22 protein-coding genes are annotated in these 23,924 nt (G+C 60.7%); 11 read left to right on the top strand and 11 right to left on the bottom strand.

The window, feature by feature from the left end:
• Nucleotides 1-37: 37 nt before the first annotated feature.
• The 3 genes from CAF76_RS11275 to CAF76_RS11285 are packed head-to-tail and all read left to right on the top strand — an operon-like array spanning nt 38 to nt 2,864.
• Complete coding sequence (locus tag CAF76_RS11275) at nt 38-946, top strand: ABC transporter permease (RefSeq protein WP_085647275.1); 909 nt, start codon at nt 38-40, stop codon at nt 944-946.
• On the top strand, nt 943-1,791 hold the full coding sequence (locus tag CAF76_RS11280; RefSeq protein WP_085647276.1) for an ABC transporter permease: 849 nt from the start codon (nt 943-945) through the stop codon (nt 1,789-1,791). Before CAF76_RS11275 ends, CAF76_RS11280 begins: the two co-directional genes overlap by 4 nt.
• A gap of 17 nt (nt 1,792-1,808) precedes the next feature.
• Complete coding sequence (locus CAF76_RS11285) at nt 1,809-2,864, top strand: ABC transporter ATP-binding protein (protein WP_007960168.1); 1,056 nt, start codon at nt 1,809-1,811, stop codon at nt 2,862-2,864.
• Between the two features lie 241 nt (nt 2,865-3,105).
• Here the strand turns inward: CAF76_RS11285 and CAF76_RS11290 are convergent, their stop codons facing one another.
• Nucleotides 3,106-4,035, bottom strand: coding sequence for an AraC family transcriptional regulator (locus CAF76_RS11290; RefSeq protein ID WP_039765922.1), 930 nt, complete (start codon nt 4,033-4,035; stop codon nt 3,106-3,108).
• 336 nt (nt 4,036-4,371) lie between these two features.
• On the opposite strand from CAF76_RS11290, the gene CAF76_RS11295 reads away from it, so the two are divergent.
• Together CAF76_RS11295 and CAF76_RS11300 are read left to right on the top strand one after the other, a co-directional pair.
• Nucleotides 4,372-4,725 carry a putative quinol monooxygenase gene (locus CAF76_RS11295; protein WP_064599069.1) on the top strand — a complete coding sequence of 118 codons (354 nt, stop codon included), beginning with the start codon at nt 4,372-4,374 and terminating at the stop codon, nt 4,723-4,725.
• A 43-nt stretch (nt 4,726-4,768) separates the two neighbouring features.
• Nucleotides 4,769-5,011: a hypothetical protein gene (locus tag CAF76_RS11300; protein ID WP_085647277.1), complete on the top strand. Its 243-nt coding sequence runs from the start codon at nt 4,769-4,771 to the stop codon at nt 5,009-5,011.
• A gap of 4 nt (nt 5,012-5,015) precedes the next feature.
• Here the strand turns inward: CAF76_RS11300 and CAF76_RS11305 are convergent, their stop codons facing one another.
• Nucleotides 5,016-5,645, bottom strand: a complete 630-nt coding sequence (locus CAF76_RS11305; protein WP_011335689.1) for a flavin reductase family protein — start codon at nt 5,643-5,645, stop codon at nt 5,016-5,018.
• A 178-nt stretch (nt 5,646-5,823) separates the two neighbouring features.
• Complete coding sequence (locus CAF76_RS11310; RefSeq protein WP_085647278.1) at nt 5,824-6,141, bottom strand: hypothetical protein; 318 nt, start codon at nt 6,139-6,141, stop codon at nt 5,824-5,826.
• 343 nt (nt 6,142-6,484) lie between these two features.
• On the opposite strand from CAF76_RS11310, the gene CAF76_RS11315 reads away from it, so the two are divergent.
• The gene (locus CAF76_RS11315) at nt 6,485-7,240 is read left to right on the top strand and encodes a hypothetical protein (protein WP_085647279.1); all 756 of its coding nucleotides are present in this window, start codon (nt 6,485-6,487) and stop codon (nt 7,238-7,240) included.
• Between the two features lie 113 nt (nt 7,241-7,353).
• Here CAF76_RS11315 and CAF76_RS11320 read toward each other — a convergent pair whose 3' ends face one another.
• From CAF76_RS11320 to CAF76_RS11340, 5 genes are all read right to left on the bottom strand, one after another.
• Nucleotides 7,354-8,673, bottom strand: coding sequence for an MFS transporter (locus CAF76_RS11320; RefSeq protein ID WP_064599063.1), 1,320 nt, complete (start codon nt 8,671-8,673; stop codon nt 7,354-7,356).
• Nucleotides 8,674-8,881: 208 nt separating this feature from the next.
• Nucleotides 8,882-11,656 carry an RHS repeat-associated core domain-containing protein gene (locus tag CAF76_RS11325; protein ID WP_143491849.1) on the bottom strand — a complete coding sequence of 925 codons (2,775 nt, stop codon included), beginning with the start codon at nt 11,654-11,656 and terminating at the stop codon, nt 8,882-8,884.
• Nucleotides 11,657-11,829: 173 nt separating this feature from the next.
• Complete coding sequence (locus tag CAF76_RS11330; RefSeq protein ID WP_085647280.1) at nt 11,830-13,155, bottom strand: sigma-54 dependent transcriptional regulator; 1,326 nt, start codon at nt 13,153-13,155, stop codon at nt 11,830-11,832.
• Nucleotides 13,155-14,915, bottom strand: a complete 1,761-nt coding sequence (locus CAF76_RS11335) for an ATP-binding protein (RefSeq protein WP_085647281.1) — start codon at nt 14,913-14,915, stop codon at nt 13,155-13,157. Before CAF76_RS11335 ends, CAF76_RS11330 begins: the two co-directional genes overlap by 1 nt.
• A 247-nt stretch (nt 14,916-15,162) precedes the next feature.
• Nucleotides 15,163-16,686 (bottom strand): fumarate hydratase, encoded by a 1,524-nt coding sequence (locus tag CAF76_RS11340; RefSeq protein ID WP_007960181.1) that lies wholly within the window; start codon nt 16,684-16,686, stop codon nt 15,163-15,165.
• A 311-nt stretch (nt 16,687-16,997) separates the two neighbouring features.
• Here CAF76_RS11340 and CAF76_RS11345 point away from each other — a divergent pair, with 311 nt between their 5' ends.
• The 3 genes from CAF76_RS11345 to CAF76_RS11355 are packed head-to-tail and all read left to right on the top strand — an operon-like array spanning nt 16,998 to nt 19,811.
• Nucleotides 16,998-18,104 (top strand): diguanylate cyclase, encoded by a 1,107-nt coding sequence (locus CAF76_RS11345; protein ID WP_064599046.1) that lies wholly within the window; start codon nt 16,998-17,000, stop codon nt 18,102-18,104.
• Complete coding sequence (locus CAF76_RS11350; RefSeq protein WP_085647282.1) at nt 18,097-19,032, top strand: iron-sulfur-binding ferredoxin reductase; 936 nt, start codon at nt 18,097-18,099, stop codon at nt 19,030-19,032. Before CAF76_RS11345 ends, CAF76_RS11350 begins: the two co-directional genes overlap by 8 nt.
• 29 nt (nt 19,033-19,061) lie before the next feature.
• Nucleotides 19,062-19,811 (top strand): enoyl-CoA hydratase-related protein, encoded by a 750-nt coding sequence (locus CAF76_RS11355; protein ID WP_085647283.1) that lies wholly within the window; start codon nt 19,062-19,064, stop codon nt 19,809-19,811.
• 292 nt (nt 19,812-20,103) lie between these two features.
• Here CAF76_RS11355 and pyk read toward each other — a convergent pair whose 3' ends face one another.
• Nucleotides 20,104-21,555, bottom strand: coding sequence for a pyruvate kinase (pyk, locus tag CAF76_RS11360; protein WP_007951250.1), 1,452 nt, complete (start codon nt 21,553-21,555; stop codon nt 20,104-20,106).
• Nucleotides 21,556-21,728: 173 nt separating this feature from the next.
• On the opposite strand from pyk, the gene CAF76_RS11365 reads away from it, so the two are divergent.
• Both CAF76_RS11365 and CAF76_RS11370 read left to right on the top strand, forming a co-directional pair.
• Nucleotides 21,729-22,115, top strand: a complete 387-nt coding sequence (locus CAF76_RS11365) for a tol-pal system YbgF family protein (RefSeq protein WP_011335675.1) — start codon at nt 21,729-21,731, stop codon at nt 22,113-22,115.
• 218 nt (nt 22,116-22,333) lie between these two features.
• Nucleotides 22,334-22,693, top strand: coding sequence for a PilZ domain-containing protein (locus CAF76_RS11370; RefSeq protein WP_007951248.1), 360 nt, complete (start codon nt 22,334-22,336; stop codon nt 22,691-22,693).
• Nucleotides 22,694-22,737: 44 nt separating this feature from the next.
• On the opposite strand, the gene CAF76_RS11375 is transcribed toward CAF76_RS11370, so the two are convergent.
• Both CAF76_RS11375 and CAF76_RS11380 read right to left on the bottom strand, forming a co-directional pair.
• Nucleotides 22,738-23,142 (bottom strand): DUF6124 family protein, encoded by a 405-nt coding sequence (locus CAF76_RS11375; RefSeq protein WP_085647284.1) that lies wholly within the window; start codon nt 23,140-23,142, stop codon nt 22,738-22,740.
• 544 nt (nt 23,143-23,686) lie between these two features.
• The gene (locus CAF76_RS11380; RefSeq protein WP_041475416.1) at nt 23,687-23,902 is read right to left on the bottom strand and encodes a hypothetical protein; all 216 of its coding nucleotides are present in this window, start codon (nt 23,900-23,902) and stop codon (nt 23,687-23,689) included.
• Nucleotides 23,903-23,924 lie beyond the last annotated feature (22 nt).

Below are 23,924 nucleotides of genomic sequence, written 5' to 3' on the forward strand. Positions count from 1 at the left end.
TTGAAGCCGTTGTTTTTCCATTGACGAGATCATTGCTATGGAACATCAATCCCTGACCCAACCGGTCGGCACGGGTGACGTGCGCCCGGCGTGCGGTGTTTCGCCGACGGCGCGGGCGTGGTTTTTCCTCACGCCGTCGATGCTGTTTCTCGGCGTGCTGATTGCCGCCAGCCTGCTGGTGCTGCGCATGAGCGTCGGCACCAAGGGCGCGGAGTGGTCGGGCTTCAGCCTGGCCAGTTACGCGCAGTTGCTCGAACCCTACTACCTCAAATCGTTGCTGCTGACCTTGCGTCTGGCGCTGATCAGCGCGGTGATCGCGGTGGTGCTGGCGATCCCGGTGGCGTACACCATGTCGCGTCTGACCTCGCCGTTCGTGCGGCGGATCTTTCTGGCGGCGGTGCTGTTGCCGCTGCTGGTCAACCTGCTGCTGCAAAGCTATGGCTGGCTAGTGATCCTCGGTCCCGGCGGCATGCTCAACCAGACCCTGATGGGCCTGGGTCTGATCAAGCGCCCGATCATGTTGCTGTACAACCAGAACGGCGTGTTGATGGGCCTGGTGCAGACCGCGTTTCCGCTGGCCGTGCTGCCGATTGCCAGCGCCATGCGCGGCGTCGCCCGCAGCTACGAAGAGGCTGCCGCGACGCTGGGCGCCAGTCGTTTTCAGGTATTTCGTCAGGTGGTGCTGCCGATGAGTCTGCCGGGGATCATCACCGGCGCGACCCTGGTGTTCGCCTACAACGCCAGCAGCTTTGTGGTGCCGCTGTTGCTCGGCGGTCGGCGCGTGCCAATGCTCGCGGTGATGGTGCATGACCAGATCGCCCCGCTGATGAACTGGCCCGCCGCGTCCGCCGCCGGGGTGGTGCTGATCGTCACCACGCTCGCCATCATGACCTTGTCCGAATACATCACCGGCCGCCGTCGCCGTCTGCTGGAGGCTTCGCAATGAGTGCCCTGATCAAGAAGCGTCAGTCGCTGTTGCCGGGCGATACCGGCAAGTTCGCCGGCATCCTCTCCGGGATCATTCTGCTGCTGGCCGTGTTGCCGATCCTGACCATGATCGTGATGTCGTTCAGCGGTGCGTCGAACCTCGACTTCCCGCCGAGCAGCTACAGCCTGCAGTGGTACAAGGCGGCGTGGCACACCTTCGTCTCGCCCGATGCCAGCGATGTGTTGAGTCTCGGCCAGGCCATGGGCACCAGTTTGCTGGTGGCGTGCCTGACGATGATTTTCGCCACGCTGATCGCGGTGCCGGCGGCCTACGCGCTGACCCGTTGCGAGTTCCGTGGCAAGGGTGTGGCGCTGCAATTGATGTCGCTGCCGCTGGTGTTCCCGATGGTGGTGCTGGGGTTGGCCTTGCTGCTGGTATTCGACAGCCTGCCGTTCCACATGACCACCTCGCGGCTGGTGATTGCCCACGTGATTCTGGCGCTGCCGTTCGTGGTGAAGAACTGCACGGCGGCCATGCTCTCCATCGGCAGCGAAGTCGAAGAAGCCGCGCAGATGCTTGGCGCCTCACCACTGCGCGCCATCGTCGATGTGGTGGTGCCGTTGATGAAGTCGGGGATTCTGGCGGGGATGCTGCTGGCGTTCATCGTCTCGTTCAACGAATTCACCGTGACCTATTTCCTCTACACCATCGACGTCATGACCGTGCCGATCTGGATGTACAGCCGCACCGTGTCATCGCTCGACCCTACCGTGTTCTCGTTTGCCGTGCTGATCGTGCTGATCGACTTCGTCCTGATCTGGGCGCTGGAGAAGCTGGTCGGTGAGGGCGGCGTTTCCTTTTGATTTCTTGAGGTGATTTTATGTCTGGTCTGATTCTGGAAAACGTCGAGAAACACTACGGCTCAGCCTGCGCGGTAAAAGACGTCAACCTGCATTTGCCCGAGGGCAAACTGGTGTGCTTCCTCGGTCCGTCGGGTTGCGGCAAGACCACGTTGCTGCGAATGATCGCCGGGCTGGAAACCCTCACCGGCGGCGAGATCCGCCTGGACGGCGAGGACATCGGCCACACCCCGGCGCACCTGCGCAACTTCGGCATGGTGTTTCAGTCGCTGGCGCTGTTCCCGCACATGACCGTGGGCGAAAACATCGCCTATCCGCTGAAACTGCGCGGCGTCAGCAAGGCCGATCAACAGGCGCGAGTGGTGGAGTTGCTGGAGTTGATCCAGCTGCAACCGATGATCGATCGCCCGGTGGCCAAGCTCTCCGGTGGCCAGCGTCAGCGGGTGGCGATTGCCCGGGCGATTGCCTCGCACCCGAAAATCCTGTTGCTCGACGAACCGCTGTCGGCGTTGGATGCCAAGTTGCGCGAGTCGATGCAGGTGGAAATCCGTCAGCTGCAACAACGCCTGAACATCACCACGATCATGGTCACTCACGATCAGCGCGAGGCCATGACCATGGCCGATATCGTGGTGGTGCTGGGTGAGCATCGGGTGCAGCAGGTGGGTACGCCGATTGAAATCTATCGGCACCCGGCCAACGAATTCGTCGCGGACTTTATCGGCTCCGGCAATATCTTCCCGGCTACCGCACTGGGCGATGGCAAGGTCGTGCTGCCGGGTGGCGATGCCCTGCAAGTGCCAATCTGCAGCAGCATCGTGGTCGGGCAGAAAGTGAAAATGCTGATCCGCCCCGAAGACCTGCAACTGTCGGCGCCGCAGGCCACGGCGGGCAATCGCCTGCTGGGCAAGGTGACGTTCGTGCGGGATATCGGTGCGACCATCGAGACTACGGTGGAATGTTCCGGGGTGACCTTCACGGCGCTGAGTACGCCGTGTCAGGGCTTTGGATTGGGGATCGGGCATCCGGTGTCGGTGACGTTGCCGAGTGAGGCGTGTCGGGTGCTCGGCGCTTAATTATGCTTCTGCTCAAAATTGCTCCCTCACCCCAGCCCTCTCCCGGAGGGAGAGGGGGCCGACCGAGGTGTCTGGCGTTATCCGTCGACCTGAGCGACCGTGTCGACTATGGATTCAAACCAGTCGATTCACTTGATTTTGGATTCAAAGCCGATCGTTCAATTCGGTGAACCCCGTCAATATCCCCCAATCGGTTCCCTCTCCCCCCGGGAGAGGGCTAGGGTGAGGGGGGCTTTTGAATTCACACCGAAAGCCGCAACCGCGCCAGATCCCTCAACGGCGGCGCCCCAAACAGCCGGCTGTACTCGCGACTGAACTGCGAAGGGCTTTCATACCCCACCCGATACCCCGCCGCCGACGCTTCCAGCCCTTCAGCCAACATCAAACGCCGCGCCTCTTGCAGGCGCAGTTGCTTCTGATACTGCAATGGACTCATCGCCGTCATCGCCTTGAAGCGGTGATGCAGGGTCGAGACGCTGAGGTTCACTTCCTTCGCCAGGTCATCAATGCGCAGCGGCTGTTCGAAGTTGCCGTTGAGCCATTTGATCGCCTGGCTGATGCGGTGGCTCTGGCTGTTGGCGATAGCGATTTCGTACAGCCGATGCCCCTGCGGGCTGCGCAGCAGGCGATAGAGAATTTCCCGGCGGATCAGCGGCGCGAGCATGGCGATGTCTTTAGGTGCGTCGAGCAGGCGGGCCAGACGCAGCACCGCATCGAGCATGGCGCTGTCGATTTTCTCCACATACAGACCACGCCCGGTCGGCCGGGTCGGTACGCCCATCGGACCGGCGTCGGCGATCAGCGCGGTGATTTCCGCAGGATCAATGTCCAGGCGCACGGCGAGGATCGGCTCCTCCGGCGAGACATTCACCACCCGTCCACTCAACGGCATCGAGACCGACACCACCAGATAATTGAGCGGGTCGTAATTGAAGAACTCATCCGCCAGCCGTACCTCTTTGCGCCCCTGGGCCATGATGCACAGCGCCGGTTGCGCAAGCACCGGGGCGAAGTCATGGGACTGGGTGTGGCGCGACATGAACAGCGAACCGACGGCAGTGGCATAACTGCCATCTTCGGACGTGTTGCGGCGGATGATCGCCGCCAGTTCCGCGCGCTGCTTTTCCATGTCGGCATCGGGTGGCGCTTGAAAACGATCGAATGACGTCACGTGCGGCATCCTCGGCAAAGTCGGTGGAGTGGAGCAGAGCATAAGTTTGTGCAAGCCAGGGCGGTAGACACATCCTGCGAAATGCTTGCCTGATCCTGCATTGGGTTGTTGGCCCGTCCAGCCATAGCAGGACGCAGGTGGTCAGAGTTGCCCGAAACCGGTGTGACAGGACGGTGACAGGAATTTACGACTTGTTACAGGTCTGCAAGACAGTCTCGCAGGATTGTGCAACGCGACGGCAGGAATCGACTAACGGCGAACGGGGAGCGGCCCTTAACCTTGAATCCTGTCGCAGCCCGTCCCCGGCTGCCACGCGACTCCCTGGGAGGGTTGAACATGTCCAAGCAGATTCCCGTCAGTCATATGGCCTTCGTTCGAGCGCGTGCCGGACGTTCGGCGGAACTCGGCATGCGCCTGAGCGCCCTGATCGAACCGTCCCGCGCCGCCCCCGGCTGCCTGAGCTTTGCCTTGCAGCATTCGCAGTGTGATCCCGAGTTGTGGCTGGTCTCCGGTTTCTGGAGCAACCAGCAGTCGATGACCGCGTACTTCAGCAGCCCGTCGATGGAAGTCTTTGCCGAGCTGGTGCAGGACCTGGTGGTCAACAGCCTGGATTTCCACACGTTCAAGGAAGTCTCGGCCGCACAGGCCGTAGGGCAATGCACTGCGCCGGTACACAAACTTGCCGGTTGAATGTTTAATGTCCGGCTTATCCGACTGAGCCAGGACCTGCGATATGGCACGTAAAGAGTTCGAACACTTCGAAGCGGTTTCCGCTGTAGTCCCCGTCGAGTTGGGCGGCAACAAGGGTTATCACGCGGCGATCGCCGTCAAGGCCCTGGTCGACGGCGGCGCGCCGCGCTTTCACAAATTGCTGAACGATCAGGTTTTCCCCGGCGCCATCGCGGCCGATGAAGCCGCGATCAATGAGCTGGACAAGCTCAAGGGCGTTAACGACGACGCCGAGCTGATCTGGTAAACGCTTACTTCGTCGCCCCCGGGCGCCACATCTTGAACAACGCCTCCGGCCCCAGCTGGAAGTAGTCCGCCGGCCCGCCGCCCCGCAGAATCGGTTCGGCGGCGGCGGTGTCGTAGATCCCGTCCTTCAACAGCCACTTGGCAATGTGCACGGCGACCACTTCGCCGAGCACCAGCCAGCTCGGCACGGTCTCGCCGTCGGCGCGCTGCAACTGAATGATCTGGGTGACCTTGCACTCGAAGGACACCGGGCTTTCGGCCACGCGCGGCACGGCAATCACCTTCGACGCCACCGGTGTCAGCCCCGCCAGTTCGAATTCGTTGACCTCGGGCCCGACCATCGCGCAGCTCTGGTTCATTTGCTCGGCCAGCGGGCGGGTGGCGAGGTTCCAGACGAATTCGCCGGTCTGCTCGATGTTGTTCAGGCTGTCTTTGCGCCCGACGCTGGAGAACCCGATGATCGGCGGAATGTAGTTGAACGCGTTGAAAAAGCTGTAGGGCGCCAGGTTCAGCCGACCCTCGGCATCCTGCGAAGAAATCCAGCCGATGGGACGCGGGCCGACGATGGCGTTGAACGGGTCGTGGGGCAGGCCGTGGCCGTTGGCCGGTTCGTAGAAATGGATGTCATCGGGCATGGCGGGTGGTCCTGAAGAGGGCGGGATCAAGTGGCCAATAGTGCAAGCACACGACGCATATTTCCAGCCAGACACCGATATTCCACCCAGTGAGAACCTTGTGGGAGCTCAAGTAATTGTCATCCCCCAGAAATGACTAAGCCCGGCCGAGGCCGGGCTGTGAAGGCGGTGCGGATATTCAGCTGATGGCTGCGGCAGTGCCGGTTTTTTCGAAACCGTCGGCAGCGATGGCGTTGGCAGTACCGGTTTTATCGAAACCGTCTGCGGCGATAGCGTTGGCAGTGCCGGTCTTGTCGAAACCATCCGCAGCAACGGCTTTGCCGACGTTGGTCTTGTCGAAGCCGTCAGCAGCGTAGGTGCCGGTGTGGCTGGTTTCGATGGCGGCGCTGGCGCCGGAAATGAAGTCGGCGGATTTGGTTTTGTCCGAGCCATCGGCGGCGAAGGTGTTGGCGGCCAGTACGGACAGGGTCAGGGCGAGGATCAGTTTGGTTTTCATGGTCGTTGTCTCCGGGTTCGTTGGCGATGTGTTTCGCATGGGGTTCATGCTACGCCAACTAAATTGATTAAAAAGCGCAAAATAATGCTAAAAATAATCGATTAAATTGATATTAAGGGCGACGCATTCAATTCGCTTTCGTCGTCGCAGCGAGCGTCGCGCAGTTAATCGATCAGGTAGGTGCAGGATGCGGCGGGGGCATTAACCGGTGATTAATCGCCGCTTTTCGTTTGTGTGACAGATTTTTCATGGATTCCCGACCGGTTTTTCACCCGCGCAACGCCAGTCTGCCCACGGCCATAAAGCCAAAAACCGGCCGTCACCCACTGGAGCGTTGCCTGCGATGAACAAACTGCCTCAAATCACCCTGGCCTTCTGGGTCATGAAAATCTGCGCGACGACCCTGGGGGAAACCGCGGGGGATTTGCTGTCGATGACCCTCAATGTCGGTTACGCCATCAGCTCGCTGATCCTGATCAGCGTGTTTGTCCTGACGCTGATCGCGCAACTGATGTCCAAGACCTACAAACCGCTGCTGTACTGGATCGTGATCCTGTCGACCAGCACCGCCGGCACCACCATGTCGGACTTCATGGACCGTACGCTGGAACTGGGTTACGCCACGGGTTCTATGATCCTGATCGCGATCCTGCTGGCGATTTTCGCGGCGTGGCGCCTGAGTGGCGACTCGCTCAACGTCACCAAGGTGCAGAGCTTTCGCGGCGAGATGTTCTACTGGATGGCGATTCTGTTCTCCAACACCCTGGGCACCGCGCTCGGCGATTACCTGGCGGACGACTCGGGTCTGGGCTTTGCCGGTGGCGCGCTGTTGATCGGCTCGGCGATTGGCGTGGTCGTGCTGCTCAAGTACTTCACGAAGATTTCGTCGGTGGCGCTGTTCTGGGTGGCGTTCGTGCTGACCCGGCCGTTCGGCGCAACCTTGGGCGACTTGATGACCAAGTCCCATGAGAAGGGTGGGCTGGACTTTGGCACCATCGGTTCGTCGGCGGTGCTGGCGGGGATACTGCTGGTGATGATTGTCGGCGCGTCTTTTGCGCAGAAACGTTATGGAAAACCGGCGATTGCCGAGTCAGCATGAGACCGAGGTGACTCCAATCGCGAGCAGGCTCGCTCCCACATTGGATCTGTTGGAGCGAGCTTGCTCGCGATGAGGCCAGAACAGCCACCATTGCGGTGGCTGCAGAAACCCGATCAGTCAGTGACGATGCGCGAGTGTTTCTGGGTGTCTTTCATGGTGATGTACACCAGCAGGGACACCGCGATGCACGCAGTCACGTACCAGTAGTAACCGGTTTCCATGCCGATGCTCTTGAACCACAGCGCGATGTATTCGGCTGTGCCGCCGAAGATCGACACGGTGAGTGCGTACGGCAGGCCGACGCCCAGGGCGCGGATTTCGGTCGGGAACAGCTCGGCTTTCACCACGGCGTTGATCGAGGTGTAGCCGCTGACGATGATCAGCGCCGCCATGATCAGGAAGAACGCGCCCCACCAGGTCTGGATGGTGTGCAGGGTCATCAGGATCGGCACGGTGAAGATCGTCCCGAGCACGCCGAAGGCGATCAGGATCGGGCGACGACCGATTTTATCGGACAGGCCGCCGATGATCGGTTGCAGGCACATGAACAGGAACAGCGTGGCCGCCGAAATGGTGGTGGAGTCGGAGATGCTCATGCCGACGGTATTCACCAGGTATTTCTGCATGTAGGTGGTGTAGGTGTAGAACGCCAGCGTACCGCCCATGGTCAGGCCGACCACGGTGAGCAGTTCCTTCGGATGACGCAGCAAGGTGCGCATGGCGCTTTCCTTGGACTTTTCCTTCTTGGTGAACGACTCGGTTTCTTCCATGCCACGACGCAGGTACAGCGCGACGATTGCACACAGCGCGCCGATGGCGAACGGAATACGCCAGCCCCACGCGTACAGCTCTTCGGTGGTCAGGAACTGTTGCAGCACGATCAGCACGCCCAGCGCGATGAGCTGGCCGGAAATCAAAGTCACGTACTGGAAGCTGGAGAAGAAGCCGCGACGATCCCTGGTCGCCATCTCCGACAGGTAGGTCGCCGAGGTGCCGTATTCGCCACCGACCGACAGGCCTTGCAGCAGACGGGCGAACACCAGCAGGATCGGCGCGCCGACACCGATGGTTTCATAACCCGGGCTCAGGGCGATGATCAGCGAGCCGAAGCACATCAGGTAAACCGAGGCCATCAGGGCTTTTTTGCGTCCGACCTTGTCGGCGTACAGGCCCATCAGCCAACCACCGATCGGGCGCATCAGGAAGCCCACGGCGAAGATCGCGGCGGTGTTGAGCAGTTGGGCGGTGGTGTCGCCTTTGGGGAAGAAGGCTTTGGCGAAGTACAGCGAGAAGGCGGCATAGACGTACCAGTCGTACCACTCGACCATGTTGCCGACGGAACCGCTGAAGATCGACTTGATGCGACTGGCGGTGGTTCGTTCTTTGGCCGGCACGGCAGCCGACCCAAGGGGCAGGGTGTTGGAGTTATCCATTGAAGGATCCTTCATTTAATTGTTGTTGTGGAGCGCGTTGAAACGCAGCCTGCGAGGGCTATAGCAGGAGCTGTGCCAACGGGGAGAGGGCCGGTTTAGAGGGGGGAGGTGGATTTTTTGAGCGGAAATCCGCTCATTGTCGGTGGCGATTGAGCAGAAAGTTGCCGAGATTGCTTGCTTCGGCAACTCCTCGCATGATGAACATGGCTCAGTTGAAACCGCGTTGAGTCCGGGCGTGAAGATTCCTCAAGTTTGAAATGGTTGCGTTTGTCGCATCCGCCACGCTTTGGTAAGTATCCCCCGGTGCGTTCCCGAAGAATTTGCTGAGCATTCGATAGGTATGAATCGAGTCGCGGTTGGCGGTATCGAACGCCGTGTTCACTTCAGCCAATCCTCTTTCCAATACATCAATCAAAGCGGGTATGTACTGATTAAGCAGTTCGATTTTCTCTTGCAGCGCAGGAGTCATTCCGTCCTTGGCTCTTTCGATCTCGTACATGATTTCGACGGCGCCGACCAGGGTGCTCATAACGGCACCGATCTCCCCGGATAGCGGAGACTCATGGGCCTTCATTGCAATGGATATGAGCGGAGACGAGACTTCCTTGGTTGCCTTGAGCACGTTGAGTTCGGTGGGAGCCATGACGCCCTCAAACGTTTTCTTGTATTTCATGTGAGCGAAGCCTGACAGCGAGACGGTTTTGTATTCGCCTTTGCGCACAATGCTTTCCGGATTCAGTTTTCTGGATTTGAGTATGACTGACGTCGATAGGCCCTGCTGTTCCGCAACATAGTCGAATGCCAGACCGGTCGTCGTCTTGGCTAACATCCCAAGAACGATGGCGAACGCGGTACCGACGGGGCCCGCGACCGCGCCCAATGCACCTGCCACTGCGCCTACGCCGATCCCGACCACGTAACTGGTCACTTGTTTTACGACGAAGGTGCCGGTGCGCTTGACGGCGTTACCGGTCAGCGCATTTTGCGACTGGAGATTGTCGAGTTGTGATTCAACGGCGCGGATCCGCAGGTCGGTGACCTCGAGAATTTTCATATGCCGGACAACCGCGTGTGAAAGCGCCTTGTTGGCTGAGAGGGCCTGTTGAGCCGCAGCGCTTTGCGCTTTCCTTGCATCGCGTTCTTGCGGCGTTTCGTGGAACAGGGAACGTCCCTGTCCATCGTTATCGATAAAACGGATGGGATTGTTGCCTGTGAATCCGTAAAGATTCGGCCCGTCGACCACCCCCGCCGGATCGCTGCTTATCCAGCGTTGCAGCCAAGGCGCGTAGTACCGCGCGCCATAGTAATACAGGCCGCTTTCATCCATTTCCTTGCCTGAATAGCGAACGAACTTGTAGGCCAGTTCGATTACCGAGCGCGTGGCCATCCATGCCGTTTCGCCAAACGAGTAAAAGCCTTCGTTGCTGATCAATTGCGCCAGGTGATCGAGCTCCATCAGGCACGAACCCAGGTGATCATCCAGCGTGAAGCGCAATTGATCCGGATCGACACCGGCGGGTGCACGCGCGACCCAGTGCAGGCACCGTACAGTGCCGACACCGATGTTCAGGGTGATGACATTGAGTTCTTCGCCATTGTCTTTGCACCGGACTTCCAGCCCCGGCAGGTAGTAGACATCGTGGTAGTGGCTGTTCGAGGCCGAGTAGGTCGCGTGGCGTTTGTAAACTCGCGAACCCTGACTGTAGCGATAGAACTCAGTGTCGTCGGGAGCCGAATCGCGATGTACCAGAGTGACGCACTCCAGTTGGTCGAAGGAATCCCATTGAAGGGGATTACCAGGTTGCAGGGCCAAGAGATTGCCATGACGGTCGAAGAGAGTGCCGAAATCGGGGGCAGGGTCGCCGCAGGCCCGGCGTACTCCCCGGTTGCTGCCGGGATCGATGGACATTTCGCGGGTATGGTTGTGGCCATCACGCACATGCCGGATCCGGTACAGATTGTCACCGGAGTCATAGGAATAGGTTTGAATGTAGTTACGCCGGTCTTTGGGATCGGTGGGGTGCGGTCGCCCCGGGTTGTCTTGAGGCGCCGCGTCATCGTAACCGCTGGCGCTGCGCAGTCTGTTCAGAGAGTCGTACTTGAATTCGCGCTGACCATCGACTCGTTGATTGGCGAAGTAATGTGGCGTGAACACATGATCGAGAATCCGGGTGATGTTACCCACCCGGTCATATTCATATCCGAAATCCTGCAGTGGCGGCAGCGCATTCACCCGAGCCGATTGACGCAGCAGACGCAGGCTGGCCGGATCATAAAACCAGCGTCGAGTCACGCCGTTGCCCGCCAATTGTTCAATGATGTGCCCGGCCGCGTCATATTTCGCATCCTGCAGGACTGCCTGCCAGCGAGTCTGTCCTTTGATCTGCAGCTGTACGTGATTGATCTGTCCAGCGATGTCGTAATTGAACAGTTGGCAGTGTCCGCCGCCGTCGGTCTGCTCCAGCACGCTGCCGTCTGGACTGTGGAGACGGCTGCTGGTGAACACCTTGCCATCAAAGTAAGTGCGGGTTTCGCGCAGTGATGTACCCAGCGTCGAGTAACTGTCGAAAATCAAATGCCCTGACGAATCCTTCCGTTGGATCAACTGGCCACGCAGGTTGAAACCTGTGTCGGCCGATGCATCTGCGTAGACGCAGGTCTCAACATCGGGTTGGGTGTTATGCGCCACGGCCACCAGGCGAAGTTGATCGTCATAGGTACTTTGCCAGTGACTGCCGCGCTCGTCCCACTGCTGCAAGGGTTCACCCCCCGGACCTGGCAGACTCAGTCGCCAACCGGCGTCCACACTGTCGACTTTCAACGGCTCTGCGGCCAGATTGAGAGCACTTGAGATATTGGCAAGGGCAAGACGCGGGTCACGCTGCTGCACCCTCTGGCCGGCCGCGTTATGTTGCTGTCGCGTGATCAGGGGCGTTACAGATTCATCGGCAACCGTACGCAGGTACGCGACCTGACGAATCACAAGGCCACGGCTGTCATGGACAGACAGCGAGGGTGTGCACTAATGGGGGGAAGTATTCATGCCCTTGTGCCTCTCCCGCACGGCAGGACGTAGAGGCCTCAGTTTAGGCGTTACGCAGTACCGCGTAACCTGACAGATCTGACAGTGGAGTGCCCTTTAGACTTTGTGTTTCATTACGGCACAAACATCTCGCGGGTCAGCCCATGGCGCTGCATCTTTTCATTGAAGGTGCGACGCGGCAGTTGCAGTTCTTCCAGTACGGCTTTCACATCCCCCTTGTGCCGGGTCATTGCAGCCCGCAGGCACTGCGCTTCAAATGCCTCTTGCTGCGCCGCCAGCGATTGGCCGGGATCTATGCCCTGCACCGGTTCATCCAGCCCCAACACCTGCCGTTCGGCCACGTTCGCCAACTCGCGAACATTACCCGGCCAGTCATGGCTGAGCAGGTGGCTCAACTGCGCACCACTGAGCGGCGGGAACGTCCGGCCCAAACGCTGGGCGGCGCTCTGGGCGAAGGATTCGAACAACAGCGGGATGTCTTCACGACGATCACGCAATGGCGGCAGGCGCAATTCGGCGACGTTCAGGCGATACGCCAGATCCTCGCGAAAACGCCCGGCCCGCGCTTCATCCAGCAAATCGGGTTTGGTCGCCGCGACGATCCGCAAGTCCACGCGAATGCTCTGGTTTGACCCCAGCCGTTCCAGTTTCTGTTCCTGCAACACCCGCAGCAGTTTCACCTGCTGGGCCAGCGGCATGCTTTCGATTTCATCAAGAAACAGCGTGCCGCCATCGGCGTATTCCAGCTTGCCGATGCGCTTGCCGGACGCCCCGGTGAACGCGCCGCTCTCGTGCCCGAACAACTCGGCTTCGAACAGTTGCTCGGGGATCGCCGCGCAGTTCAGGGCCACAAACGGCTTGTCGGCACGCGGGCCGAAGTCGTGCAGGCAGCGGGCAACCAGTTCCTTGCCGCTGCCGGTTTCGCCACGGATCAGCACATTGACCGGCAGCGTCGCCAGATCGAGTACCTGTCGGCGCAAGGTCTGCAAACCACGGGACACGCCGAGCAGCGTCGCGTCGAGTTTGGCGCGGTTGTCGGCCTGCTCGTGCAGTGCGCGGTTTTCCAGCACCAGCCGGCGCTTGTCCAGCGCCCGGCGCAGGCTGCCGAGCAGGGTCTCGGGGCTGAAGGGTTTTTCCAGAAAATCGTAAGCGCCGTCGCGCATGGCTTCGACCGCCATCGGCACATCGCCGTGGCCAGTCAGCAGAATCACCGGCAAATCGGGATCCCGGCGCTGCACTTCGGCCAGCAGTTCAAGACCGCTGAGGCCCGGCATGCGCACATCGCTGAGGATCACCCCGGCAAAGTGCCTGGGCAGCGCCGCCAGGCATTCCTCGGCACGGCTGAACAGCTGCACCTCGAACCCGGACAGGCTCAACCATTGTTCGACGGCATTGCGAATGCTGCTTTCGTCATCGACCACCATCACCGCGTTGAGCATCAGATGTGCGCCTCCAGATCGATCGGCAAGGTCAGGCTGAACACCGCGCCGTTGTCGCCATTCTCGGCGCACAGGCGCCCGCCGGATTCATGGACGATGGCGAACGATACTGCCAGCCCCAGACCCAGCCCGTCACCCACAGGTTTAGTGGTGAAGAACGGATCGAACACCTGACCCAGATGTTCTTCGGCGATGCCGCCGCCATTGTCGATAACGCTAAGGCGCCACAGTTGCTCGTCGGTTTCCAGGCGGATTTCCAGACGCTTGCAGGGCTTGCCCTGCATGGCATCGAGGGCATTGCGCAACAGGTTGATCAGCACCTGCTCCAGACGGATCGCATCGCCGCGCACCCAGGCCGGGCGCGTCAGGTGCAGCACCAGACTGACCTGTTCATCGCGCAGACGCGCATCGAGCAATTGCAGGGCCTGATCGACCACCGTCGCCAGATCCAGCCGCTCGCGCAAGCCGCTGGGGCTCTTGCGGGCGAAGGTTTTCAGGTGGCCGGTGAGGGCGGCCATGCGCGTGAGCATTTCATCCACCGGTTTGAGCGCCTTGTAGGCGTCATCGACCCGACCGTGATCGAGCAGCAGTCTCAGCGTTGCAAGCTGCATGCGCTGGGCGGTCAGCGGCTGATTGATTTCGTGGGCCAGCGCGGCGGACATCTGTCCCAGTGCCGCGAGTTTGGCCGACTGCACCAGACCGTCCTGCGCCGTGCGCAAATCCCGGGTGCGTTCCTCGACCAGTTGCTCAAGCTCTTCGCGGCTACGCTGGCGCATCTTCGCCAGACGCCAGCGCTGATTGAGAAACAGCAACAGGAACACCAGCGCCAGCCACACTCCGGCAGCGGCGAGCCCGGCATTGCGCTGGTCTTCAAAGGACAATTGCGGGCGGCGCAGCAGATGCAGGGTCCAGCCTTCGGCGGTCAGCGGCAGCGATTCCCACAGGTAATCCGCCGTGCCTTGCGGGCCTTCGACGCGGCGCAGATCACTGTTGTCATCGAAGCTGCGCAGCGCCAGATGCGTCAGTGGCACCAGCGACTGTTTGTCGTATTGGCGGGTGGCCTTGATCTCGCGGTAATCGGCCGGGCTCAGCGGGTGCAGCAGGCGATAGCGCCAGCCGGGCTGGTTGGCGATGAAGATGATCCCGCGCGCATCGCTGACCAGCAGGGTGTCACTGCCCTGGCTCCATTCGCGTTCGAGTTCGGGGAATTCGAGCTTGACCACCATCGCCCCGAGGAACTCGTCGTTATCGCCGAGCACCGCGCTGGACAGGAAGTAACCGGGAATCCCGCTGGTCACACCGACCGCGTAGAAACGCCCGGTGCCCTGGGTGCGGGTCTGGCTGAAATAGGGGCGAAAGCCATAGTTGTGACCGACGTAACTGCTGGGCAGGCGCCAGTTGCTGGCGGCCACCGCGAGGCCGGTGCGGTCGAGCAGTTCAAGGGTCGAGGACTGTGCGGCGCCGTTGATCTTTTCCAGCTTCAGATTGAGCGCCGTTTGCTGTTCGGCGCTCACGGGACCGGCCAGCGCCGCACGCAGCTGCGGGTCCAGCGCCAGCACGGCGGGCAGGGCGCGGTAGCGGTCGATCAGGGTGTGCAGCGAGTTGGCGTACAGCGCCAGCTGTTGATTGGCCCGCGCGGCGTCTTCTTCCAGCGCCTGGCGCTCGGCGTGGCGGATCGCAAGCGTTGCAGCAAGGGCGGCACCGGCGATGATCAGCAGGGTATACAACGACAGGCGCAGGGTACGGGAAGTCGGCAGCATGCTGTGGCAAACGGATGGCAGGACGGGCGGGCACGATACCATGCAGATGTGTAGGCGGGGCTCCCGTTCATAGGCGCTATGAGCATGCGGTACTTTTTACCGATACCGATCACTGAAGGCATCGACAATTGCGCACGAAAAAAACCGCTCTGCATATAGTTGTTTGGATGTACGGATTTTATACACTCAAAAAAAACGACCGGCTCATCCATTTGGATGAGCCGGCCGTTTTTATATGGCAAATAGCTTACTGCACTTCTACCGCCAGGCTTTCGCTGATCTTCTGTTGCCAGATCGCAGGACCGGTGATGTGTACCGATTCACCTTTGCTGTCCACCGCAACGGTGACCGGCATGTCCTTGACCTCAAACTCGTAGATCGCTTCCATGCCCAGTTCGGCAAACGCCAGAACCTTGGACTTCTTGATCGCTTGCGCCACCAGGTAAGCGGCGCCGCCGACGGCCATCAGGTACACAGCCTTGTTGTCCTTGATCGCGTCGATCGCGGTAGGGCCGCGCTCGGACTTGCCGATCATGCCCAACAGGCCGGTCTGCTCGAGGATCTGACGGGTGAACTTGTCCATCCGCGTGGCGGTGGTCGGGCCAGCCGGGCCAACCACTTCGTCACCGACCGGATCAACCGGGCCGACGTAGTAGATGAAGCGACCTTTCAGATCAACCGGCAGGGTTTCGCCCTTGTTCAGCATCTCGACCATGCGCTTGTGCGCGGCGTCGCGACCGGTGAGCATCTTGCCGTTGAGCAGGACGGTTTCGCCCGGCTTCCAGCTCTGCACGTCTTCCGGGGTCAGAGTGTCGAGGTTGACGCGACGGGCCGAAGGGCCGGCTTCCCAGACGATTTCCGGGTAGGCGTCCAGCGGTGGCGCCTCCAGCGAAGCAGGGCCGGAACCGTCGAGCACGAAGTGCGCGTGACGGGTGGCGGCGCAGTTCGGGATCATGCACACCGGCAAGGAAGCGGCGTGAGTCGGGTAGTCCATGATCTTCACGTCGAGCACGGTGGTCAGGCCACCGAGGCCCTGGGCGCCGATGCCCAGCTGGTTGACCTTCTCGAACAGCTCCAGACGCATTTCTTCGATGCGGTTCTGTGGGCCACGGGCCTTGAGCTCGTGAATGTCGATGGATTCCATCAACACTTCTTTTGCCATGACAGCGGCTTTCTCGGCGGTGCCGCCGATGCCGATACCCAGCATGCCCGGCGGGCACCAGCCGGCGCCCATGGTCGGAACGGTCTTGAGCACCCAGTCGACGATCGAGTCGGACGGGTTGAGCATGGCCATTTTCGACTTGTTCTCGGAACCGCCACCCTTGGCCGCCACGTCCACTTCCACGGTGTTACCCGGAACGATGGAGTAGTGGATGACTGCCGGGGTGTTGTCCTTGGTGTTTTTACGCGCACCGGCCGGGTCGGCCAGGATCGAGGCACGCAGGACGTTTTCCGGCAGGTTGTAGGCGCGGCGCACGCCTTCGTTGATCATGTCGTCCAGGCTCATGGTCGCGCCATCCCAACGCACGTCCATGCCCACCCGCACGAACACGGTCACGATGCCGGTGTCCTGGCAGATCGGCCGGTGGCCGGTGGCGCACATGCGCGAGTTGATCAGGATCTGCGCCATCGAGTCACGGGCCGCTGGCGATTCTTCGCGCAGGTAGGCTTCGTGCATCGCCTGGATGAAGTCCACGGGGTGGTAATAGGAAATGAACTGCAGGGCGTCGGCAACGCTCTGAATCAGGTCGTCTTGCTTGATCACGGTCATGAGTCGCGCTCCTCTAAAAGACGGGAACATTCAATAAGGTGCCTGCGGCTTGGGTGCATCGGTCGGTCGCAGACACCTTTCAAGGCACGCCGGGGCTGCTGGCGCGACGCTAAAAAGGCGCGGCAGTATACCGCGCCTCGGTGGCGGGCACATCTGCCGGGAGTCATTCGTTGGTCGCATGGCTGCAGGTTTTTGACGCCAAATACCCGGCCCGAAAATCAATGGTCATTTATCGCCTGCGCCACTAAAGTGGCAGCCGGTCTGTAGGGTAGGACACTCGGTCAGCCTCTTATCGCACGGTGAGTCAACGATTGACCCATAACGCCATTCAACGTCTTTTGCTCAAACGCTTCGCCCTCGCTGCAGCCACCTACGGATTGGCTTTGCTGCTGCTGTGGCTGGCGTATTTCACCGGTCACTACAACGATTCACTGGCCGGCGTCGCCGTCGGCAGTGCCCTGGTGGTGATCAGTCAGGCGGTCCTGTTCGCCCTGTTCTTTTCCGGCTGCAACCTGCGCTTTTCCGACCCTAGCCTGACCGAAGCCCAAGTGCTGCTGGGCCTTGGCTGGCAGACGTGGCTGATTGCTCATCTGGAGGAGGCCCGGGGCGAGTTTCTCGTTTTCTATGTGCTGGTCCTGCTGTTCGGCCTGTTCCATCTGTCACAGCGGGCGTTCGTACGCTGCGCGATGCTGGTGTTCTTCAGCTTCTGCGCCATCACGCTGTGGGACGGTTACCACTTCCGTCTGCACGATCCGGCGCTTTCCGCGTTGCAGGCCTGCATCCTGCTGATCGTGCTGGCCTGGCTGGTGATCTATGCGCGTTTCGTCCAGACCTCGCGCCAACGCATGCGTCAGCGCCGGTTCGCCCTGCAGGCGCATCAGGACACCCTGCGCGGGATGATGCGCCAACTCGAAGACCTTGTTGCCACCGACGAGCTGACCGGGCTGTTCAACCGCCGGCATTTCCTGCGCCTGGCCACCCGCGAGTTGAATGCGATGGAGCCCGACGTGGTGCACGGTCTGGCGCTGATCGACCTCGACCACTTCAAGCGCATCAACGATATCCATGGCCACGCTGCCGGCGACCAGGTGTTGCAGGCGTTCGCCGGGGTAGCCGGGGCCTGCCTGCGCGACGGCGATGTGCTGGCGCGTTATGGTGGTGAAGAATTCGTGGTGCTGCTGCCCGATTGCAACGCTGAAAGCCTGACCGCCTGTTGCGAACGCCTGCGCATCGCCTTCACCGACGTTGAACTGGTGGGCCTGAATGTGAAAAACCTTAGCCTGTCCGCCGGCATGACCTTGCTGGAACTGGGCGACGATCTGGACGACGCCTTGCAGCGTGCCGATCAGGCGCTGTACCGGGCCAAGCGTGACGGGCGTAACCGTTGCGCGGCGGCATGGGAGAACGTCGATGCCTGAACTGCGAGTGGGTGAACGACAGTGGTCGGTGGCGGCGGGCAGCAACCTGCTCGATGCCCTCAATCAGAACGGTGTGGCGGTGCCTTATAGCTGCCGCGCCGGAAGTTGCCATGCATGTCTGGTGCAATGCATCCAGGGCTTGCCTGCCGACAGTCGCCCCGATGCCCTGAGCGCCGAACAGCGTGATCAGGGCTGGCGGCTGGCATGCCAGTGTCAGGTGATCGACGATTTGCAGGTGCACACCTTCGATCCCGTCACCGATGGTCGCCCGGCCACGGTCGAGGCGCTGGACTGGCTCGGCGACAGCGTGTTGCGTCTGCGCCTGACACCCCAGCGGCCGTTGCGCTACAGCGCCGGTCAGCATCTGGTGCTGTGGGCCGGCCACGTTGCGCGGCCGTATTCGCTGGCCAGCCTGCCGGAGGAAGACCGCTTTCTTGAATTCCACCTCGATTGCCGCCAGCCCGGCGAATTCAGCGATGCCGCGCGACGCTTGCAGATCGGCGACCCGATCCGCCTCGGCGAACTGCGCGGCGGCGCGCTGCATTACGACCCGGACTGGCACGACCGGCCGCTGTGGCTGCTCGCCGCCGGCACCGGGCTCGGCCCGTTGTTCGGCGTGTTGCGCGAAGCCTTGCGCCAGGATCATCGGGGCGCCATCCGCGTCATTCACCTGGCCCATGATGCCGACGGGCATTACCTGGCCAAACCCCTTGAAGCACTCGCTGCTCAGCGGGAAAACCTCAGCGTCGAACTGTGGACGGCGGCCGAGTTGCCGGGCGCTTTGGCGCAACTGCGCCTTGTTTCCCGGCAAACCCTGGCCTTAGTCTGCGGCTCGACGGCCAGCGTCGACGCGTTTGCCAAGCGTCTGTTCCTGGCCGGACTGCCGCGCAATCAACTGCTGGCCGATGTCTTCCTGAGCCGTGGTTGAGCGCTGATTCTTCAGACGCGAGACACACCATGACCGACGCCATCCTGCTGCACCGCGAACGCGGTTTGCTGACCCTGCGCCTCAACCGCCCGGACAAGAAAAACGCCCTGACCCGCGCCATGTACAGCCAATTGGCCGATGCGCTCAAGCAAGCCAATCACGATCCCGAAATCAACGCGGTGCTGATCACCGGCAGCGCCGAGTGCTTCACCGCCGGCAACGACATCGCCGACTTCATCCAGCAACCGCCGAGCGACCTCGACAGCCCGGTGTTTCACTTCATGCTCAACTTACTTGAATGCCGTAAACCGGTGATCGCCGCCGTGGCCGGGGCGGCGGTGGGGATCGGCACGACGCTGTTGCTGCATTGTGATCTGGTGTACGTGGCGCGGGATGCGCGGTTGCGTATGCCGTTCGTTAATCTCGGGTTGTGCCCGGAGTTCGGTTCCAGCCTGATCCTGCCGCGTTTGCTCGGGCAGGCCAAAGCGTCGGAGTTGCTGCTGCTCGGTGAGGGCTTTACCGGTGAGCAAGCGGCGCAATGGGGCATCGCAACCGAGGCGCTGGGCAGTGGCGAAGCCGCGTTGGCCAAGGCGCGGGAGATGGCGTTGCGGTTTGACGAGCTGCCGGCCGAGGCGGTGCGGATCAGCAAGCAATTGATGCGCGCGCCGGATCGCGAGTTGATTCGCAAGGTGATCGAGGAGGAGGGCGCACTGTTCACCCAGCGGCTGCGCTCGCCGGAGGCGCTGGCGGCGTTGACGGGGTTTATCAAACGGCATTGAGATATCCGCCGACCGCTCCGCGCATCGATCGCCCCCGCACTCCGCGCATCGACCGCGGCCACACTGCGCGCACGGACCGCCGCCGCACTCCGCGCACCGATCGTTCCCACGCTCCGCGTGGGAATGCAGCCCGGGACGCTCCGCGTCCCATGCCGAAGCGGACGCGGAGCGCCCATTGAGGCATTCCCACGCAGAGCGTGGGAACGATCAACGTAGTAACGATCAACACTCCTGAAATGAAAAAGCCCCGCCATTCAAATGGCGGGGCTTTTCGTTTTCAGCAGCCGGTCACTCAGACCTGCGGATCGCCCACGTGCAGGATCTTCATGCCGTTGGTGCCGCCGGTGGTGTGGTAGCTGTCGCCCTTGGTCAGGATGACCCAGTCGCCTTTCTCCACTACGCCGCGCTTGACCAGTTCGTCGATGGCTTTCTGGCTGACTTCGTTCGGTGCCAGCGAAGCCGGGTCGAACGGTACGGTGTACACGCCACGGAACATTGCCGCGCGAGCCTGGGCTTCTCGGTGCGGGGTGAAGCAGTAGATCGGCACCGAGGAGCGGATACGCGACATGATCAGCGGGGTGTAGCCGCTTTCGGTCAGTGCGATGATCGCCTTGACGCCCGGGAAGTGGTTGGCGGTGTACATGGTCGCCAGTGCGATGCTTTCGTCGCAGCGCTCGAATTCCTTGCCGATACGGTGGCTGGAGGTCTTGCTGGTCGGGTGCTTTTCAGCGCCGACACAGATGCGCGCCATCGCCTGCACGGCTTCCAGCGGATAAGCGCCGGCAGCGGACTCGGCAGACAGCATCACGGCGTCGGTGTAGTCGAGCACGGCGTTGGCCACGTCGGACACTTCGGCGCGGGTCGGCATCGGGTTCTGGATCATCGACTCCATCATCTGGGTCGCCACGATCACCGCCTTGTTGTGGCGGCGTGCGTGCAGAATGATTTTCTTCTGGATGCCCACCAGCTCGGCGTCGCCGATTTCCACACCGAGGTCACCACGGGCAACCATCACCGCGTCGGAAGCCTTGATCAGACCGTCGAGGGTTTCGTCGTCGGCCACGGCTTCGGCGCGTTCGATCTTCGCCACCAGCCAGGCGGTGCCGCCGGCTTCGTCGCGCAGTTGACGGGCGTAGTTCATGTCGGCGGCGTCACGCGGGAAGGACACGGCGAGGTAGTCGACTTCCATTTCAGCGGCGAGCTTGATGTCGGCCTTGTCTTTTTCAGTCAGGGCCGGCGCGGTCAGGCCGCCACCGCGACGGTTGATGCCTTTGTGGTCGGACAGCGGGCCGCCGATGGTCACGACGCAGTTAAGCTCGGTCGCGGTGGCGGTTTCAACGCGCATCACCACGCGGCCGTCGTCGAGCAGCAGCTCGTCGCCCACGCCGCAGTCCTTGACCAGGTCCGGGTAGTCGATGCCGACCACTTGCTGGTTGCCTTCGGTCAGCGGATGGCTGGTGGAGAAGGTGAACTGGTCACCGATCTTCAGCTCGATGCGCTTGTTGGCGAATTTGGCGATACGGATTTTCGGGCCTTGCAGGTCACCCAGCAGGGCGACGAAGCGACCGTGCTTGGCCGCGAGGTCACGCACCAGCTTCGCGCGAGCCTTGTGCTCGTCGGGGGTGCCGTGGGAGAAGTTCAGACGGGCGACGTCCAGGCCAGCCAGAATCAGCTGTTCGAGAACTTCCGGCGAGTTACTGGCCGGGCCAAGGGTAGCGACGATTTTGGTACGACGGACGGACATGCAAAGACTCCTCAGGTTCAAGCGCCAGCGAAGGCTACTATGCTCGAAGGGTGTAGTCATTGTTCGTTTGCACTACTTAATACTTTCTTTATTGAACACGGCAACTTTGGGACAAACGCGCCTGAAGATTTCCGACCAGGGGTCGATACAGAGCACAAGACAGGAGAACCCCCATGCGATTCGTGCCCATTGCCGCCCTTGCCCTCAGCGTCCTCGCCGCTTCGGGCTGCACCCGTTGGTCGATGAACCATCATTTGAACAACGCCTACAGCGCCTATGACCGGGGCAATTGCGAGCAGGTGATGCTTGAACTGTCCAAGGTCGAACGCGCCAGCCGCGCCCGCCCTTATGTGTGGCCGGAAGTGTCGATGATGCGCGGCCAGTGCCTCGAACGGCAGAAAATGTTCGTCGATGCGGCGCAGACCTATCAGTTCATCATCGCCTCGTACCCCAACAGCGAATACGCCTACCGCGCCCGCGCGCGTCTGGAAACCCTGCAGAGCTTGGGTCACTACCCGACGCGCAGCGCTGCCGCCGTGGTACGTCCAACCCGGTTCTGATGGCGGTTGCCATACAAAAGCTGGCTGCTTGTATAGGGTGAGCTATAGTCGAATGACACCGGTGCAGATCGATATCTGTACCGGCGCAACACCTGCGACTGGCATGAGATGCGCGTAGCGAGCGCCACACCGGGTGCGGGGAGAGCGAACCTGACGCACAGGTCCGTTCCGAAGCGAGAGTGCGGCTCTGTAATGGAGCCTTGCATGGCGAATTGCTTATGTTTACCGACCGTCGAATCGAACGGCATCAGCTGCCGTATTTTCTGCGAGTATTCAACAGCGTCACCGACAAACCCATCGGCTTTCTGGGCAACGTGTCCGAAGACGGTTTGATGCTCATCAGCCAGTTGCCGATGATGATCGGTGCCGAGTTCAACCTGCGCCTGAAAATTCCCTTGGGCGAGGGCTGTCAGCAGGTCATCGACCTCACCGCGTGCTGCCTGTGGTGCCACGAAGACGCGACCCCCCGACACTACGACGCCGGCTTCAGCCTGTACCGGACGCCGCCCGAGTATGGGCAACTGGTCGAGGCGTTGAAGCAGTACTTCAGCTTTCAGCCGTTGCCGGCCTCGGCTTGAAAACCAAAAGGGCCACAACCTGCCGAAGGTTGTGGCCCTTTTTCTTACTCGTTTATCGCAATCGCCCGTTCGTTATCCAGTGTCTTCTCCACCAGCAACAACCCCAATTCACTCAACTGATAGATCGCCATCGCCAGATGCCGCGGCTTGTCGTCCAGGCTGTCGGCCAGATCCAGCAACAGAATGCTGACCGAGGAAAAGGTTTCGTAGGTCTGGATGGCGATGGCTTCCGGGTTGATGTCCGGATCGACTTTGAACATCTGCATGCCACGATCCACGGAGTTGCGTGATTTTTCAGCTTTGGGGTTGAGGTAAAAGTCGAGGGCCCGATGGGCCGCGTCGTGGAGTTTTTTTGAATCGACGGAGGCGTAGGGGGAGACCGGATCGGTTTGATCAGTCTTGTCAGTTAAATCGATATCCGAAGGCGGATTTGGTGTAGCTTTGAACATACCTAACTTCCTAATAAGTTGGGCTGTTACCGCTTCGCGACTAAACGAGGGGGTGGCAGCTGTAAGCAGGTTAGTCGACCGGGGAAGTAGGCTTTTCCGGCGTGCCCGGGGGCACCCTGCTCACAGCCACCATCGAGTGCAGGGATAGGGAATACCCGACTGGACGATGCGTTTGCAAACCTATCTTACCTCGGGCGACTAAACCCGGCCGCTGATTGGCAGCGACGGGGATCAAGTTACGGGGCAACGCCAAGGTGCACAAGCCGGCGGATTCGCGCTTACATGTAGGCAAAAGCGTCACGTGTTGTAGCCTCAATTCCACCGTTTTTTTTGTTGTCCACAAAAAGTGAGAGAACAACAGTTTTGCATCTCTTTTGAAGGTTTTTACACGTGGGGCAGAGCTAGTGTAGTCGTAGGCAAAGGGAGTTTTCTTGAGAACCGAGCTGTAAGAAAACCCCCCAGTTAATTATTGGTTCTAGAGGACACGAACCGTAGAAGAAATACATCGAAAGATCTTGGAGACATAGGCGAAAGTCCGAAAGCTTTAGCTGGGACGTTTTCCTTTCAGCTTGGCCAAACCTTGATTGATGAAGCCAGCGTTTTCTCCGATTGTAAAAAGTGCTTCTCGGACGTTGTTTCCGGTATCCACCATTCCCTGTGCTTCGACCAGGAGTACTAATTCCATTAGAGCGGCTTCCAAGCCGAGTTGATTCTGATACATCCTTTCCAACACGTCTGATAGAGAGTATTGAACGGCCATTCTTAGGCTCCTTTTTGCAAAA

It is taken from the genome of Pseudomonas sp. B40(2017) (genome assembly GCF_002112855.1).
Classification (GTDB): domain Bacteria; phylum Pseudomonadota; class Gammaproteobacteria; order Pseudomonadales; family Pseudomonadaceae; genus Aquipseudomonas; species Aquipseudomonas pharyngis.

Coding starts and splice junctions, on each gene's coding strand:
- CAF76_RS11365 (WP_011335675.1), top strand. CDS start 21,729: ATGCGATTCGTGCCCATTGCCGCCCTTGCCCTCAGCGTCCTCGCCGCT.
- CAF76_RS11355 (WP_085647283.1), top strand. CDS start 19,062: ATGACCGACGCCATCCTGCTGCACCGCGAACGCGGTTTGCTGACCCTG.
- CAF76_RS11275 (WP_085647275.1), top strand. CDS start 38: ATGGAACATCAATCCCTGACCCAACCGGTCGGCACGGGTGACGTGCGC.
- CAF76_RS11315 (WP_085647279.1), top strand. CDS start 6,485: ATGAACAAACTGCCTCAAATCACCCTGGCCTTCTGGGTCATGAAAATC.
- CAF76_RS11335 (WP_085647281.1), bottom strand. CDS start 14,915: ATGCTGCCGACTTCCCGTACCCTGCGCCTGTCGTTGTATACCCTGCTG.
- CAF76_RS11300 (WP_085647277.1), top strand. CDS start 4,769: ATGGCACGTAAAGAGTTCGAACACTTCGAAGCGGTTTCCGCTGTAGTC.
- CAF76_RS11350 (WP_085647282.1), top strand. CDS start 18,097: ATGCCTGAACTGCGAGTGGGTGAACGACAGTGGTCGGTGGCGGCGGGC.
- CAF76_RS11330 (WP_085647280.1), bottom strand. CDS start 13,155: ATGCTCAACGCGGTGATGGTGGTCGATGACGAAAGCAGCATTCGCAAT.
- CAF76_RS11340 (WP_007960181.1), bottom strand. CDS start 16,686: ATGACCGTGATCAAGCAAGACGACCTGATTCAGAGCGTTGCCGACGCC.
- CAF76_RS11320 (WP_064599063.1), bottom strand. CDS start 8,673: ATGGATAACTCCAACACCCTGCCCCTTGGGTCGGCTGCCGTGCCGGCC.
- CAF76_RS11305 (WP_011335689.1), bottom strand. CDS start 5,645: ATGCCCGATGACATCCATTTCTACGAACCGGCCAACGGCCACGGCCTG.
- CAF76_RS11295 (WP_064599069.1), top strand. CDS start 4,372: ATGTCCAAGCAGATTCCCGTCAGTCATATGGCCTTCGTTCGAGCGCGT.
- CAF76_RS11310 (WP_085647278.1), bottom strand. CDS start 6,141: ATGAAAACCAAACTGATCCTCGCCCTGACCCTGTCCGTACTGGCCGCC.
- CAF76_RS11380 (WP_041475416.1), bottom strand. CDS start 23,902: ATGGCCGTTCAATACTCTCTATCAGACGTGTTGGAAAGGATGTATCAG.
- pyk (WP_007951250.1), bottom strand. CDS start 21,555: ATGTCCGTCCGTCGTACCAAAATCGTCGCTACCCTTGGCCCGGCCAGT.
- CAF76_RS11280 (WP_085647276.1), top strand. CDS start 943: ATGAGTGCCCTGATCAAGAAGCGTCAGTCGCTGTTGCCGGGCGATACC.
- CAF76_RS11370 (WP_007951248.1), top strand. CDS start 22,334: ATGTTTACCGACCGTCGAATCGAACGGCATCAGCTGCCGTATTTTCTG.
- CAF76_RS11285 (WP_007960168.1), top strand. CDS start 1,809: ATGTCTGGTCTGATTCTGGAAAACGTCGAGAAACACTACGGCTCAGCC.
- CAF76_RS11375 (WP_085647284.1), bottom strand. CDS start 23,142: ATGTTCAAAGCTACACCAAATCCGCCTTCGGATATCGATTTAACTGAC.